The sequence below is a fragment of the Rothia koreensis genome (assembly GCF_052232265.1).
In the GTDB taxonomy this organism is placed as follows: Bacteria; Actinomycetota; Actinomycetes; order Actinomycetales; family Micrococcaceae; genus Rothia; species Rothia koreensis.
Genome location: NZ_CP197643.1, coordinates 2,545,570 through 2,558,374 on the forward strand (window position 1 = coordinate 2,545,570; position 12,805 = coordinate 2,558,374).

At 65.2% G+C, this 12,805-nt stretch carries 9 protein-coding genes and 1 riboswitch; of the genes, 2 read left to right on the forward strand and 7 right to left on the reverse strand.

The genetic code is table 11. The annotated features are described in order from the left end of the window. Nucleotides 1-110 precede the first annotated feature (110 nt). The 3 genes from ACTSLZ_RS11370 to ACTSLZ_RS11380 all read right to left on the reverse strand — a co-directional run bounded on the left by ACTSLZ_RS11370 (nt 111) and on the right by ACTSLZ_RS11380 (nt 3,483). The gene (locus ACTSLZ_RS11370) at nt 111-770 is read right to left on the reverse strand and encodes a phospholipase (protein ID WP_178980127.1); all 660 of its coding nucleotides are present in this window, start codon (nt 768-770) and stop codon (nt 111-113) included. A 98-nt stretch (nt 771-868) separates the two neighbouring features. Beyond that, entirely contained in the window at nt 869-2,074 is a 1,206-nt protein-coding gene (metX, locus tag ACTSLZ_RS11375) for a homoserine O-acetyltransferase MetX (RefSeq protein ID WP_129315749.1), read from the reverse strand. Between the two features lie 17 nt (nt 2,075-2,091). Continuing rightward, nucleotides 2,092-3,483, reverse strand: coding sequence for a bifunctional o-acetylhomoserine/o-acetylserine sulfhydrylase (locus tag ACTSLZ_RS11380; RefSeq protein WP_443095085.1), 1,392 nt, complete (start codon nt 3,481-3,483; stop codon nt 2,092-2,094). A 132-nt stretch (nt 3,484-3,615) separates the two neighbouring features. Next, nucleotides 3,616-3,728: riboswitch (SAM riboswitch) on the reverse strand. 114 nt (nt 3,729-3,842) lie between these two features. Here ACTSLZ_RS11380 and ACTSLZ_RS11385 point away from each other — a divergent pair. After that, a complete protein-coding gene (locus tag ACTSLZ_RS11385) occupies nt 3,843-5,342 on the forward strand; it encodes an amino acid permease (protein ID WP_443095086.1) in 1,500 nt (499 codons plus the stop codon). A 53-nt stretch (nt 5,343-5,395) separates the two neighbouring features. Beyond that, nucleotides 5,396-7,627: a S9 family peptidase gene (locus tag ACTSLZ_RS11390; protein WP_443095087.1), complete on the forward strand. Its 2,232-nt coding sequence runs from the start codon at nt 5,396-5,398 to the stop codon at nt 7,625-7,627. Between the two features lie 491 nt (nt 7,628-8,118). Here ACTSLZ_RS11390 and gatB read toward each other — a convergent pair whose 3' ends face one another. From gatB to ACTSLZ_RS11410, 4 genes are all read right to left on the reverse strand, one after another. Then, nucleotides 8,119-9,621, reverse strand: coding sequence for an Asp-tRNA(Asn)/Glu-tRNA(Gln) amidotransferase subunit GatB (gatB, locus tag ACTSLZ_RS11395; protein WP_129315753.1), 1,503 nt, complete (start codon nt 9,619-9,621; stop codon nt 8,119-8,121). Beyond that, the gene (gatA, locus tag ACTSLZ_RS11400) at nt 9,622-11,220 is read right to left on the reverse strand and encodes an Asp-tRNA(Asn)/Glu-tRNA(Gln) amidotransferase subunit GatA (RefSeq protein ID WP_443095088.1); all 1,599 of its coding nucleotides are present in this window, start codon (nt 11,218-11,220) and stop codon (nt 9,622-9,624) included. It abuts the gene before it with no gap. Nucleotides 11,221-11,233: 13 nt separating this feature from the next. Beyond that, a complete protein-coding gene (gene gatC, locus ACTSLZ_RS11405) occupies nt 11,234-11,530 on the reverse strand; it encodes an Asp-tRNA(Asn)/Glu-tRNA(Gln) amidotransferase subunit GatC (RefSeq protein WP_129315755.1) in 297 nt (98 codons plus the stop codon). Between the two features lie 188 nt (nt 11,531-11,718). Then, nucleotides 11,719-12,489, reverse strand: a complete 771-nt coding sequence (locus ACTSLZ_RS11410) for a transglycosylase family protein (RefSeq protein WP_443095089.1) — start codon at nt 12,487-12,489, stop codon at nt 11,719-11,721. Between the last annotated feature and the right edge of the window lie 316 nt (nt 12,490-12,805).

The window sequence follows — 12,805 nt, forward strand, 5'->3', positions numbered from 1 at the left end:
CATAACCGCACAAAACTGCCACCTCGCGGGAGGAAGCCGCACAAAACTGCCGCCTCACGGGGAGGAAACCGCACAAAACTGCCACCTCGCGCCAGGAAGCGCCCCCGCCCCTACCGGAGCGAGTACTGAAGGAATTCGGAGACGTGTTTCATCTCCTGGTTGTTCACGCCGTGGCCCATGCCCGCGTACAGGACCTTGGTCACCTGGGTGTGGTCACGCAACCAATCGAGGTTGAAGGCGACCATGTCGGACGGGATCACCGGGTCCTCCTGGTCGCGTCCGTAGAAGAAGGGAACTTTCGGGGACATGGATGACAGGGCGGCGTCGTCGAGGAAGTCGCTCTGGGCGTCCAGAACAAATCCGGACAGCCCGACGACGGCGCGCACGAGGTCCGGGCGATGCCGCAGCACGGAGGTCGCGACGGCCATACCTTGGGAGAATCCGAAAAGGGTCACGTCCGAGTAGCCTTCGGCGTTGCTCTCGATCCAGGAGACGACGTCGGCGGCCGCCTGCTGGGCTTCTTCGACGTCGGCGGTGATGTGCTGGCCGAACGTCCCCTGGAGGGCGAACCAGCTGTAACCGGGTCCGCCGCCCGGGACCGGGTCGGGTGCTCTCATTCCCGCGTAGGTGAAGCCGTCCTGGGGAAGGGCCGGCAGAAGCCCGAGGAGGTCCTTTTCGTGGGAACCGTAGCCGTGAAGCATCAGGACCAGGTGCGTTCCGGGACGCTCGGATTCAGGGCGCGAGAATTCGACGGTGGGATGTGGAGTCATGCGTCCCATCCTATTCACGACCCAGTTCGGTTCGGCTCAGCGACCGACGTCGTCGCCGGTGTCGGGGCGACGACGTCGCAGTCCGAACCGTAACCTCGTCAGTCCCGGCAGGGCGAGCCCAAGGGCGCGTCCCGCAGGGCATCGCCCTCACGGAGGAACTTGCTGATTTGGGAGGTCTCGATGAGGAAGGCGTCGTGGCCGCTCGGTGAGCTGATGTACCCCACCTCCACGGGTTCGGGAAGGGAGCGCGCGAGGATCTCCGAATCCCGGGGGTAGAACAGACGGTCCGAGTCCACGGCCACGATCGTCCACCCGCACGTCGCCCGGGCGAGCGCTTCCTTCAGGGAGCCTCGGCCCCGGGCGACGTCGTGGCTCATGAGGGCGTCATTGACGCACAGGTAGGAATTCGCGTCGAACCGGCCAGCGAGCTTCGACGCCTGGTGGTCCAGGTAGCTTTCGACCCGGTAACGACCCCGCGTGTTCACGCACGGTCCCGACGGGTCCTCGTCGCCTTGCGGGTGGCGGCCGAACCGGTAGTGCAGTTCCGTCGCGGAGCGATAGGTGATGTGAGCAATGCGGCGGGCCAGCCCCAGGCCGTCGACCGGGAAAGGCCCCGAATAGTAGTCTCCCCCGGCAAAGTTCGGGTCCTGCCGGATCGCGAGCGCCTGGGCCTGGCCCCAGGAGAGCTGCTCCGCCGTCGATTCGGCCCCGGCAGCAATCGTGGCGCAGTGGCGCACACGGTCCGGGAAGGTCACGGCCCACTCGATCGCACGGGCCCCGCCCATCGAGCCGCCGATCACCAGAGACCACTGGTCGATTCCGAGGCCATCCGCCAGCACGGCTTCGGCCCGCACGGAATCCCGGATCGTGGTCAGGGGGAACCTGGATCCCCAGGGTCGCCGCTCCGGATCGATCGTTGCCGGCGCCGGGGACGAGGGCCCGGTCGATCCGTAGCAGCCGCCGATGATGTTCGGACACACCACGAAGTACTGGTCGGTGTCGATCGCCGCACCGGGCCCGATGAGCCCTTCCCACCAGCCTTCTTCTTCGGCCGCCCTGCGCTCGAGCTCACTCGCCCCCTCCGGGGCCTCGCCGTGTGCCGCGTGCGTGTCCCCGGTGAGGGCGTGAAGAACCAGGACGGCGTTGGACGCGTCCTGGTTCAACGTCCCCCAGGTCTCGTACGCGATGGTGGCGTCGGAGATGACAGCGCCGGAGTCCACCAGAAGGTCGCCGACGTCGTAGTAATTGACTACGCCGTCTCCCCTGGTTTCGGCCTTGCGCGCACCGGTACCGACGATCGTCACGTCTGCTCCTCGTTCGTCTATTGCCTGTTCGCGGATACGGGTTCTGCCGATACGGTCGCGCCGTCCGCGGATGTCAGCGCGTCGAAACCGTGCTCGAGATCGGCCAGGATGTCGTCTATGTGCTCGAGCCCCACGGAGAGCCGGACGAATCCGGGAGCCACTCCAGCATCGCGAAGCTCCTTGTCCGAAAGCTGCGAGTGCGTGGTCGAGGCGGGGTGGATGACCAACGAGTGCACGTCCCCGATGTTGGCCACGTTGGAGTGAAGCTGAAGGGAATCCACGAAGTTTCGGGCCGGCTCCGCACCTCCCTCGAGTTCGAAGCCGACGACCGCCCCGACGCCATGGGGCGCGTATTTCCGCCCGAGGTCGTACCAGGGCGATGACTCGAGGCCCGCATAGTGCACGCGCGTCACGTCGGGACGAGCTTCCAGCCACGTGGCGACCTTGCGAGCGTTCTCTACGTGCCTCTCCACGCGAAGGGAGAGAGTTTCGAGGCCGATGGAAATGTTGAACGCGTTGGTCGGCGAGATCGAGGCGCCGAGATCACGCAGCAGGGTCACGCGTGCCCGCAGTATGTAGGAGAGATTGACGCCGAAGACGCCGTTGGGTCCGAGGTCCTCGGCGAAGACCAGGCCGTGGTAGCTGGGATCCGGGGTATTGAACTGCGGGAACCGGTCCGGGTACTTCGAATAGTCGAAGTTGCCGGAATCGACGATCACGCCACCGACGCTGTTCCCATGTCCTCCGAGGTACTTGGTCGCGGAGTGCACGACGACGTCGGCTCCCCATTCGAACGGCTTGACGAGGTACGGGGTGGGCACCGTGTTGTCCACGACCAACGGCACACCGACTTCGTGAGCGAGTTCGGCCAACGGTTCGATATCGAACACGTCGCTGCGCGGATTCGGTACGGTCTCGCCGTAGAAAACCTTGGTGTTCGGTCGGACCGCGGCGCGCCAGGCCTCGGGGTTGTCGAAGTCCTCCACGAAGGTGGTCTCGATGCCGTAGGAACTCAAGGTGTGCTTGAGCAGGTTGTACGTACCGCCGTAAAGGCTGGGGCTGGCGACCACGTGGTCCCCGGCCCTCGCGATATTGAGGATCGCGATGGTGATGGCTGCTTGGCCGGATGCGACCAGAAGGGCACCGACGCCGCCTTCGAGCGCGGCAATGCGGTTCTCGACGACTTCCTGGGTCGGATTCGTCAAGCGCGAGTAGATGGGGCCGAGTTCCTTGAGCCCGAACCGGTTGGCCGCCTGCTCGGCGTCGTCGAACACGAAGGACGTCGACTGGTAGATCGGCAATGCCCGCGCACCGGTCGCGGAATCCGGGTCCTGTCCGGCGTGAATTTGCTGTGTCTCGAACTTCCAGCCCTGCGGCGCGGAAGGAGTGGGAAGACCTTGAGTGCTCATTTTTGCTCCTGTCGATTCGAGGGGCATGGAGCGACCGGCCGTCTTCCGATCCATCAGCACCCGGGTCGACCCGGAACCCTCTGGTTCACCGGGGAATACGAGTCTCACTGATCGAGACGACCGGGCACACCGCGCCCGCGCTTGCGATCGCTGTTCGCGACCACCAGGTCCTCACCCAGGGCACCCCACCGCGGTTGGAGGGTTGCCGGCCAGCAAGCTGGGGCTTTGCGCTGGCTCTCTTGACCCGATACAAGGTTTTCGCATGGGCGGAGCGCGCGTCAAGTGCCGGCGTCATACTGCACCCGTATGAAACGTCATGACATTTATGACGTGAGCGAGACCATTGCGTACCCTGTCTCATGGTCGTTCGGTGTCGGACCGAGCGGCATCACCATCGACCGCCCCGAAGGAATACCGTGAGCCAGGAGAACAACCCCTCCCCGAGATGGGGCGGAAAGGGAGCCGCGGGCGACGTCGCGGAGAACGCACGGACGTCGCTCAGGCGCGGGCTGACCCTGCGGCACATTCGTTTCATTGCCCTCGGTTCAGCCATCGGAACGGGCCTGTTCCTCGGGTCCGCGGACGCCATCCAGTTCGCCGGCCCCTCGGTGCTTCTGGCCTACATCATCGGTGGTGCGGCGGTTTTCATGGTCATGCGCGCCATGGGCGAAATGGCCCTGGTCCACCCGGTCCCCGGCTCATTCGCCGACTACGCGACCGAGTATTTGGGCCGCTGGGCGGGATTCGTCACCGGCTGGAGTTTTGCCTTCGAGATGGCGCTCGTCGCCGTCGCGGACGTCACGGCCTTTTCCCTCTACATGAAGTTCTGGTTCCCGACGACGCCGAGCTGGATCTGGATCGTCTCGGTCGTCGCGATCATCATGGCGGTCAACCTCACCAAGGTGAAGGTCTACGGCGAGGTCGAGTTCTGGCTGACCCTGGTCAAGGTCGGCGCCATCGTGGCGATGATCGTCGGAGGCCTGGCCCTGATCGTCTTCGGTGTTCAGCTGCACCAGGAGATCCAGCCGTCCGTGACGAACCTGTGGGAACAGGGTGGCTTCTTCCCCCACGGGTTCTCGGGCTTCCTGGCCTGTTTCACCGTGGTCATGTTCGCCTTCGGCGGCGTGGAAAACATCGGAATCACCGCGGGCGAGGCCGAAGACCCGGAGAAATCCATCCCCGGGGCGATCAACACCGTCCCGGTGCGCATCCTGCTCTTCTACGTCCTCACGATGGGCGTGATCATGTCCCTCTACCCCTGGAGCAGCATCGGCGACGAAGGCTCGCCTTTCGTGCAGATCTTCTCCGGGTTGGGCATCCCTGCGGCCGCCCACATCCTCAATGTGGTGGTTCTGACGGCCGCCGTGTCCGCAATCAATTCGGACATCTACGGGGCCGGGCGGATGTTGTACGGGCTCGCCCAACGCGGTCTCGCGCCGCGCTCCTTCAGCCGAGTATCGTCGCGGGGCACCCCCAGTATGACGGTGGCAGCGATGGGCATCGTCCTCGTGGCCGGGGTGCTGGTCAACCACTTCTTCGAGAACGCATTCCTGTACGTCGCAACCCTGGTGACGTTCGCGACAGTTCTGGTCTGGGTCATGATCCTGGTGACGCACCTGGCCATGCGACGCCGACGCTCGCGCGAGGGCTCGGGGCCCTCCCCCTTCCCGACTCCTTGGTGGCCGGCGGCTTCCTGGCTCGCTCTTGCGTTCATGATCGGCGTCGTCGTGCTCCTCGGATTCTTCGAGGACACTCGCATGTCCCTCATGATCGGGGCGGTGTGGGTGATCCTCCTGGCCCTCGTCTATCCCCTGACTCGTCGCACGCGTGAGGCCGTCGACCCCACGGAGATTCGGTAGGAACGCCGGTCCGGGGCGGCGACGTCGGTGGATTCGAACGTAGGCTGGAAGGCATGACTTCACCTCGTTCTCGTGAAACCCCACGCCCCACCTGGAATACCGACGCCGTGCCCCCGGAGACCCGGAAGGCGCCGACCACGCGCTCGATGCACGGGCACGACGTCGTGGACGACTACGAGTGGCTCCGCGCCAAGGACGACCCCCAGGTCATCGAACACCTCGAGCGGGAGAACGCCTATGCCGAGTCCGTGACCTCGGGGCTCGGGACGCTGCGGTCCTCGATCTTCGGGGAGATCAGGTCCCGAACCCAGGAGACCGATTTGTCGGTCCCCAACCGGCTCGGCGACTGGTGGTACTTCCGCAGAACCGTCGAGGGAAAGAATTACGCGAGTTTCTGCCGTGTCCCCGCCCTGAACACCGGCGACCTGCGCGCGGACTGGACCCCACCCGAAGTTCCAGCGGATGCTGCCCTCGACGGCGAGGAAGTTCTCCTCGACTGCAACGAGCTGGCCGAAGGTCTCCCCTTCTTCGCTCTGGGATCCTTCCACGTCACCGAAGACGGCCGGCTGCTGACGTACTCCGTCGACGATTCCGGCGACGAACGTTTCGACCAGTACGTCAAGGATCTGACCACGGGCTCGCTCCTGCCCGACGTCGTGGAGGGGGTCTTCGCCGGCGGTTTTCTCACGCCGAAGGGCTCGCACCTGGTCTACACCTTGGTCGACGACTCGTGGCGCCCTTATGAGCTGCGTTCGCATCGGCTCGGCACGCCCGTGGATCAGGACCTGGTCCTTCACCACGAGGAGGACGTCGCCCTGTGGCTGGGCGCTGAGACGACGGCGGACGAGAAGCATCTGTGCATCGACGTCGGATGCTCGGAGTACAACGAGACGCGACTCCTGGCTCTCGCCGACCTCGAGGCCGCCGGGCCGGGGCGGGCCCCCGTCTCCCACGTGGTCATTCCCCGTGAGGAACGGGTTCTGTATTCCGCCGAACCGATCGAGCTCGACGGCCGGCCCTATGTTCTGCTGTGTCATGACCATCAGGCCCCGAACGGCGAGTTGACCGCCGTCGACTACGATTCCGCGCTCTCGGGTCTGTCGATGGCCGAGTTGCGCTCGACGTGGACCGTGGTGGTGCCGGCGTCGTCGACGCGACGACTCAACGGCTTCCATTTCAACCAGACCCACCTGGCTGCCAGCCTGCGCGAGGACGGGCTCGAGAAGGCCGGGTTCATCAGCCTGGACGCGATTCGGGAAACGCTTGAGGGCGGCGACCTCCCCGAACCCTTCGAGCCCTTCTCCGGCGAGGAGCTCTATACCGCCAAGATCACGGCCATGGCGCTGCGTTCGCCCGTCGTGGGTCTGGGCTACATCTCATATGTGACGCCGTGGCGGCAGTACGACTACTTCCCCGGCTTGGACGAACTCGAGCTCCGCAAGCAGACCCCGGTTCTGGGCGGCTTCCGAAGCGAGGACTACGTCGCCCACCGCGACTGGGCGCAGGCCCCCGACGGGACGATGGTTCCTCTTTCGGTGATCCACCGGGCCGACGCCGACCTGCAGACCCCTCACCCGGTGATCCAGTACGGGTACGGATCCTACGAGGCCAGTTCGAATCCGGGGTTTTCGGTGTCGCGCCTGAGCCTGCTCGATCGCGGTGTGGTCTACGTGGTGGCACACGTGCGGGGTGGCGGCGAACTCGGCCGAGACTGGTACCTGCAGGGCAAGAAACTGCAGAAAATCAATACCTTCACCGACTTCGTCGCGGTCACCGATCACGTGGCCACGCAACCGTGGGCCGACGAATCCCGCATCGCCGCCTATGGCGGTTCGGCGGGCGGACTGCTCATGGGCGCGATAGTCAATATGGCCCCCGAAAAGTATTGCGGCGTCCTGGCCGCGGTCCCCTTCGTTGACCCGGTGACCAGCATCAGCGATCCGGATCTTCCCCTGTCCGCTCTCGAGTGGGAGGAATGGGGCAACCCGATCGAGGACAAGGAAGTCTACGAGTACATGACGTCCTACGCCCCTTACGAGAACGTCCGCTCGGTGGCTTACCCGCCCATTGCGGCCGTGACGAGCTTGAACGATACCCGGGTGCTTTACGTTGAGCCCGCCAAGTGGGTTCCCAAACTCCGCGAACACACCACCGGCACGGCCCCGATCCTGCTGCGTATCGAGATGGACGGCGGCCACGGCGGCGGCTCCGGACGGTATCGCCAGTGGGAGGACACGGCCTGGGAGTACGCCTTCCTGCTCAACTGCCTCGGTATCGACTCCTAGCACCGGGCCAGCGTCGGGGGCGTCGTCGGGGGCGGGGCCGGCGTCGGGTGTGTCGGGGGCGGGGCCGGCGTCGGGTGTGTCGGGGGCGTCCCGCCGCCGAGGTGGCAATCCTGAGCGATTTTCCCCGCGAGGTGGCAATTTTGGGACCGAAACCGCCGAATTTCGTCCCAAAACTGCCACCTCGGCGACGGAGCTGCACAAGGTTGCCACCTCGCCGGCGGGACAGCACAAAACTGCCACCTCGGCGGCGGAGCTGCACAAGGTTGCCACCTCGGCGGCGGAATAGCACAAAACTGCCACCTCGCCGCTGCCACCTCGGCGCTGCGGGCTCGCCGCTGTAACTTCACGGCCGGGCCTCGCCGGCCGGACCTCGCCGGCGAGGCCTCACGCCGGCGACCAGGGGCCTTGCCTCGATCCGGACACAGACCGAGGGGCGCCCGATTGACCAGCTAGGTCACCGGGCGCCCCTCGGTCTCGTATACCGCGCGTTCTCAGCCTTCGACGCCGAGCTTTTCGAGGATCAGCTCACGCACGCGGGCGGCGTCGGCCTGGCCTCGGGTGGCCTTCATGACCTGGCCGACCACGGCACCGGCGGCCTGGACCTTGCCGCCGCGGATCTTCTCGGCGACGTCGGGCATGCTGGCCAAGGCGTCGTCGACGGCGCTCGAGAGCTCGCCTTCGTCGGAGACGACGGCGAGTCCGCGTTTCTCGACAACCTCCCCCGGGGTCCCCTCTCCATCTACCACGTGCTCGAGCACCTGGCGGGCAATCTTGTCGTTGATCTTCCCTTCCTGGATGAGCCCGTCCAGTTCGACGACGGTCTCGGGGCTCGCGCCCAGATCACCGGGATCGATCTCACGCACCTTGGCCAGCCGCGAGATCTCTCCCATCCACCACTTCCTGGCGACCGACGCGCTGGCGCCGGCGGCAATGGTTTCCTCGATCTCGGTCATCACACCGGCGTTGACGACGTCCCGGAATTCCTCGTCCGAGTACCCCCAGTCGGCCTGGAGCCGACGACGACGTTCGGCGGGCGGTTCCGGAAGCTCGGCCCGCAACCGCTCGATCCACTCCGCATTCGTCACGACCGGCACAAGGTCCGGTTCGGGGAAATAGCGGTAGTCGTCGGCGTCGGACTTGGGACGGCCGGAGGTCGTCTCCCTCGTGTCCTCGTGCCAGTGACGGGTTTCCTGGACGATCTGCTCCCCGGCGTCGAGAACCGCCGCGTGGCGGCAGATCTCGTAGCGCACCGCGCGCTCGACGGCACGCATCGAGTTCACGTTCTTGGTCTCGGTGCGGGTGCCGAGGGTTTCGGAACCCTTGGGGCTCAGAGACACGTTGGCATCGCAACGAACATTGCCGCGCTCCATGCGTGCGTCCGAAATACCCAGGTTCTTCACGATCTCCCGAATGGCCTTGACGTACGCCTTGGCCAGTTCCGGGGCCCTCTCCCCCGCGCCCCGGATCGGACGCGTCACGATCTCAATGAGAGGTACGCCGGAGCGGTTGTAGTCCACCAGGGAGTATTCGGCGCCCTGGATGCGGCCGGCCCCACCCTTGTGGCTCAACTTGCCCGCGTCTTCCTCCATGTGCGCCCGCTCGATCTCGACAGTGAACTGCGTACCGTCCTCGAGCTCGATATCCACCGAACCGTTCTCGGCAATCGGTTCGTCGTACTGTGAGGTCTGGAAATTCTTGGGCGTATCAGGGTAGAAGTAGTTCTTTCTGGCGAAGTGGCTCACCGGTGCGATGTCACAGCCGAGGGCCAGACCCAGCTTGATCGCCGACTCCACCGCTGTTCCGTTGACCTTGGGAAGCACTCCCGGAAGGCCCAGCGACACCGGGGTGATGTTGGTGTTCGGTTCGTCACCGAACGCGTTCGGGGCGTCGTCGAACATCTTGGTCTTGGTGTTCAGCTCAACGTGCACCTCGAAACCCAGTACGGGATCGTACTTGGCCATGGCCTCGTCGAAGGACAAAATCTCGTCTGACATTTACTTGGCACTTCCTTGCGTCCGGGCGGCGATCAGGGACTCGGTGTCGGGCAGCTGGTCCAGGAGGCCTCCGCCCCATTGCTGCTGGAGCGCGGCTTCCAGACCGGCGCCCACGCGATAGAGCCGTGCGTCTTCCTTGACCGGGGCCATGAACTGGACCCCGACAGGCAGACCGTTTTCCGGAGCCAGCCCGGCCGGCACCGAAATGGCCGGGACACCCGCGAGGTTGGTCGGGATCGTCGCAATGTCGTTGAGGTACATCGACACGGGGTCATCGGTCTTCTCGCCGAGTTTGAACGCCGTGGTCGGCGACGTCGGCGACACGAGAACGTCCACATGTTCGAAAGCGTTCGTGAAGTCACGCTGCACCAAGGTCCTGACCTTCTGGGCGGAACCGTAATAGGCGTCGTAATACCCCGCGGACAGTGCGTAGGTACCCAGGATGATGCGTCGCTTCGCCTCGGGACCGAATCCCGCGGCACGAGTCGCGGACATGACCCGCTCGATCGTCACGGGGCCCTCCTCCGGCAGCTTGCGCAAGCCGAAACGAACGCCGTCGTACTTCGCGAGGTTGGAGGAAACCTCCGAGGCCATGATCAGGTAATAGGCACCCAGCGCGTGGTCGAAGTGGGGCGTGGAAACCTCCACGATCTCCGCGCCCGCGGCCCGGAGAAGCTCCAGGGACTCCTGGAAACGTTGGGATACGCCGCTCTGGAAACCCTCACCCGTCAGTTCCTTGACGACGCCGATCTTCAGCCCCTTGAGGCCGCCCTCGGTGGCCCCCTTCTCGGCCTCGGCCAGGTACGGTCCCGCGGGTTCGTTGATCGAGGTCGAATCGCGCGCGTCGTAGCCGCCGATGACCTCGTGCAGCGCGGCCGCATCACGAACGGTCCGGGTCACCGGGCCGACTTGGTCCAAGGAGGACGCCATGGCGATCACGCCGTACCGGGAAACGGAACCATAGGTGGGCTTGACTCCCACCGAGCCGGTCACGGACGCCGGCTGGCGGATGGAGCCGCCGGTGTCGGTGCCCAGGGCCAACGGAGCCTGGAAAGCACTCACTGCGGCAGCGGACCCACCGCCGGACCCGCCCGGGATCCGGTCCAGGTCCCACGGGTTCCGCGTGCACCCGAAAGCCGAATGCTCGGTGGAAGAACCCATGGCAAATTCGTCCAGGTTGGTCTTTCCCAGGATGGGCAGCCGGGCTTCGCGGATCTTCTGGACGACGGTCGCGTCGTACGGGCTCATCCATCCTTCGAGCATCCGGGAAGCGGCCGTGGTGGGCTGCCCTGTGGTGACGATGAGGTCCTTGACGGCGATCGGGACGCCGGCCAACGGAGGCAGCTGCTTTCCGGCGGCGCGGTCCGCATCCACCTGACGCGCATCGTCCAGTGCCTGCTCCGCGTTCACGTGCAGGAACGCGTTCAGGCCGGTCTTGCCGAGCGACCGGTCCTCGGTGTCGACGGCGGTACCCTCGGTGGTCTCGATACGGTCCAGGTGTGCCTGGGTCAACTGCTCCGAGGTGAAGTCGCCGTTGCGCAGGCCCTCAGCGGCCTCGGATGCGCTGAGCGTGATCAGTGCGTTCTGATTCGTGGTCATGTTTGCGCCCTCCCTAGTCTTCGTCCAGGATGGCCGGGACCTTGAACTGGCCGTCCTCGGCATCGGGCGCGTTGTTCAGCGCTTCATCGTTGGTCAGGGTTTCTCCCACGACGTCCTCCCGGAAGGCGTTGGACAGCGGAAGCGGATGCGATGTGGGTGGGACGTCGTCAATCGGCGCTGCCGATACCGATTGCACCGCTCCGACGATCCCGTCGAGCTCCGAGGACATCGATTCCAGCTCGGTCTCGTCCATCTCGATGTGAGCCAAGGCCGCTAAGTGTGCGACCTGGTCACGCGTAATGGCAGTCATGAATTCTCCTGCTCCGTTGGCGCTGTCTCTTCCCTGCGCGACTCCTGGGGCGGGAACGCGAGGGTCCCGTACCAGTCTAGTCATGGCCGAGAACGGGTTAAAACAATCGTGCCCCGCCCTGTGGACAGGGCGGGGCACGATCTGAAAGAAGTGTACGGACTCACCGAAGTGAGCTGTACAGGCCTCACTTACGCGGCCGGGATCTCCAGGGTCTGGCCCGGGAAGATCAGGTCCGGGTTGGTCACGACGGAGCCGTTGGCCTGAACCAGGGCATCGACGGACACGCCGTACTGATCGGCGATCGACTTCAGGGTCTCGCCAACGGACACGGTGTGAGTAGCAGCGGAGGACTGAACCGGGGCAGCAACCTGTTCCTGGGCGGGAGCCTCGTAGGTCTGCTGCTCGGGAACCTGCTGAACCTCGGGCTGAGCCTGCTCGACGGGGGCCTGCTCAACGGGAGCCTGCTCGGGCTGAGCCTGCTCAACGGGGGCCTGCCCAACGGGAGCCTGCTCAGGCTGGGCCTGCTCGGCCGGAGCCTGGAACTCCTGGACATCCTGGGACTGAGCCTGGACGTCCTGCTGCGGCTGATCCTGCTCCTGCTGACCGGAACCGGAATCGCCGGAACCTGCCTGCTGGGAGCAAACCGGCCATGCACCGGGGCCCTGCTCGGCCAGAACACGCTCGGCAACCTGGATCTGCTGATCCTTGGAAGCGTTCTGCGGGTCGCCCTGGCCACCGAAGGAGGCCCAGGTGCTCGGGGTGAACTGCAGGCCACCGGAGAAGCCGTTACCGGTCGAGGTCGACCAGTCTCCGCCGGACTCGCACTGTGCGACGGCGTCCCAGTCGAGGCTATCGGCATTTGCGGGAGCGGTAGCCAGCGCACCGGCGGCGGCGCCACCGATCACGAGGGCGGCTGCACCGCGGCGGGCATTGCGTCGGAAAGTGGAAGTATTGTTCACGATGCTCCTCAGGCCACCTACGCTCCGTCCATCCCTGGACTTCTTCGCGCCGTCGTCTACCTATAGATGTCTTAGGTCAAGTTTCAGGTGTCTGCCCTTTAGACGACGTCCGGTGTTACGGCAGCACCCAGCATTGTTCGGAAGGGGTTCTCGCAAGTCTGCGTGAACCCAGGAGTCACCTCTCGGCGACGAACTGTTTATAACGATACAGTAACGATTTTGGAGTTTGCAACCAATTTCTTGATGGAAGCGAAACTTTTTTTGGTTGGTGCCCTACCCGGCAACCAGCCAGGTCCGTAGGCACGCGTGTCAGCCT

What these genes read in the sequence shown, in the direction of transcription:
- ACTSLZ_RS11380 (WP_443095085.1), bottom strand. Translation starts at nt 3,483, where the DNA reads ATGAGCACTCAAGGTCTTCCCACTCCTTCCGCGCCGCAGGGCTGGAAG.
- gatB (WP_129315753.1), bottom strand. Translation starts at nt 9,621, where the DNA reads ATGTCAGACGAGATTTTGTCCTTCGACGAGGCCATGGCCAAGTACGAT.
- ACTSLZ_RS11390 (WP_443095087.1), top strand. Translation starts at nt 5,396, where the DNA reads ATGACTTCACCTCGTTCTCGTGAAACCCCACGCCCCACCTGGAATACC.
- gatC (WP_129315755.1), bottom strand. Translation starts at nt 11,530, where the DNA reads ATGACTGCCATTACGCGTGACCAGGTCGCACACTTAGCGGCCTTGGCT.
- gatA (WP_443095088.1), bottom strand. Translation starts at nt 11,220, where the DNA reads ATGACCACGAATCAGAACGCACTGATCACGCTCAGCGCATCCGAGGCC.
- ACTSLZ_RS11370 (WP_178980127.1), bottom strand. Translation starts at nt 770, where the DNA reads ATGACTCCACATCCCACCGTCGAATTCTCGCGCCCTGAATCCGAGCGT.
- ACTSLZ_RS11385 (WP_443095086.1), top strand. Translation starts at nt 3,843, where the DNA reads ATGGTCGTTCGGTGTCGGACCGAGCGGCATCACCATCGACCGCCCCGA.